Genomic DNA, 2,128 nt, shown 5'->3' with positions numbered 1-2,128 from the left:
GTGCTCGACGACCTCGCCGACTACAACCGCTACGACTGCGTCTCGACGCTGCGACTGCGCGACTGGCTGCTCGCCATCGCCCGCCGCGCCGGCGTCGAGCCGGTGCCCGAGTCGCTCCTCGTCGAGGCGGCGAAGGCGGCCGGCAAGGTCTACGCGGCCTCGCCCCTCGCGGTCGAGCTGCAGCGGCTCGCCGGTCCGCCCGACGATCCCGACCGCGATCCCGACCACACGGCACTCGCGCTGGCGGCCGCCGCGATCGACTACCACGACCGCGAGGCCAAGACCTTCTGGTGGGGGCACTTCTTCCGCGTCGAGCAGCCACTCGAGGCCTGGGAGGACCATCGCGACGTGCTCGTCGTCGACCCGGCCGTGTCCGCGATGTCGCAGCGCTGGTATCGCGAAGACCAGCACCGCACCGATCGACGTGAGCTGCGGCTCCGCGGGCGCATCGCACCCGGCTCCCGGTTCGGCGTGGGTGCCGAGCTCTTCGTGCTCTACGACTCGCCGGCGCCGTTCCCCCGGCAGGGCCTCCGCCCCGGCTCGCGCACGCCGAACTCGGTGCGCGTGCTCGAGGTGCTCGACGACGGCCTCGTGGTCGAGGAGCGCTCCGTGGCGGGCGTCACCTGGTCGGAGCTGCCCATGGCGGTGGTGCCCGGCACCCCGCCGCCGGCCGGCCGGCAGAAGGACGCGATCCTCGAGTGGGCACAGGAGCTGTCGAGCCTCTACCCCTTCGCGTGGCCGAAGAACCCCGGCATCGACATCCTGCGGCGCACGCCCCCGCGCACCCTGCCCGACACCGGCGGCCTCGCGCCGCTGAACGCCGAACACGATTACGTGGCCGCGACCGTCGCCTCGCTCCGACGGCTCGACGACTCCTACCTCGCGGTGCAGGGGCCTCCCGGCACGGGCAAGACCTACGTCGCCTCGCACACCATCACCCGGCTCGTGGCGGAGCACGGCTGGCGCATCGGCGTCGTCGCGCAGTCCCACGCGGTCGTCGAGAACGTGCTCGACGCCGTGGTCCGTGCGGGGCTCGCGCCCGACCTCGTCGCCAAGGCCCCGAAAGACCGCAACCAGCCCGGAGATCACGAGTACACGATCATCGCGAAAGACGGCGTGGCCGAGTACACGGGCGCGCACGCGGCATCCGGGTTCGTCATCGGGGGCACCGCGTGGGACTTCGCCAATGCCGATCGCGTGCCACGCCGGTCGCTCGACCTGCTCGTCATCGACGAGGCCGGCCAGTTCTCGCTTGCTGCGACGATCGCCTCGAGCGTGTCCGCCTGCAACCTGCTGCTGCTCGGCGACCCGCAGCAGCTGCCGCAGGTGAGCCAGGGCAACCACCCCGAGCCGGTCGACGACTCGGCGCTCGGGTGGGTCGCCGACGGCCACGACGTGCTGCCCCCCGAGTTCGGGTACTTCCTCGCCGAGAGCCGTCGCATGCACCCGGCGGTCTCCGATCCGGTGTCGCATCTGTCCTACGACGGGGCGTTGCACTCGCACGCGGTCGCGTCGATGCGCTCCCTCGAGGGCGTGGCACCCGGCCTCACCGCTGTGCCCATCGAGCACGCGGGCAACGCCACCGAGTCGCCCGAGGAGGCCACGGTGGTCGTCGGGCTCGTCCGTGAGCTCATCGGGCGGCCCTGGGTCGACGCCTCCGATGCGGATGCGGCCGCCGCCGCCCGACCGCTCGCGCAGCGCGACGTCATCGTGGTCACCCCCTACAACGCGCAGCTCTCGGTGGTGCGCACCGTGCTCGACGCGGCCGGCTTCCCCGACGTACCCGTCGGCACGGTCGACAAGTTCCAGGGCCAGGAGGCCGCGGTGGCGATCGTCTCGCTCGCCGCCTCGTCCGCTGCGGCGGCGCCTCGCGGCATCGAGTTCCTGCTGCTGAAGAACCGGCTGAACGTCGCCATCTCCCGCGCCAAGTGGGCCGCGTACCTCGTCTACTCCCCCGGCCTGCTCGACGCGCTGCCCCGCACGCCCGAGGGCGTGCGCATGTCGACGGCCGCCCGGTTCTCCTTCATCGACTCGGCCTGGAGACTCGCGGCTCATGTCACACGGGGCGCATCTCGAGCAGCTCACCCCGCGCAACCCGCTGCCCCGAGGCGGGCGGGGTCGATAGGCT

1 protein-coding gene is annotated in these 2,128 nt (G+C 72.7%); it reads left to right on the top strand.

All coding sequences use genetic code 11. From position 1 onward, the window contains the following. A partial coding sequence (locus GH736_RS21670; RefSeq protein ID WP_159606988.1) for a DEAD/DEAH box helicase occupies positions 1 to 2,128 on the top strand: 2,128 nt, incomplete at both ends.

The sequence above is a fragment of the Agromyces humi genome (assembly GCF_009720255.1).
GTDB classification, from domain to species: Bacteria; Actinomycetota; Actinomycetes; order Actinomycetales; family Microbacteriaceae; genus Agromyces; species Agromyces humi.
The sequence above is the reverse complement of the archived record's forward strand: the minus strand, read 5'-3'. Positions and strand labels throughout refer to the sequence as shown.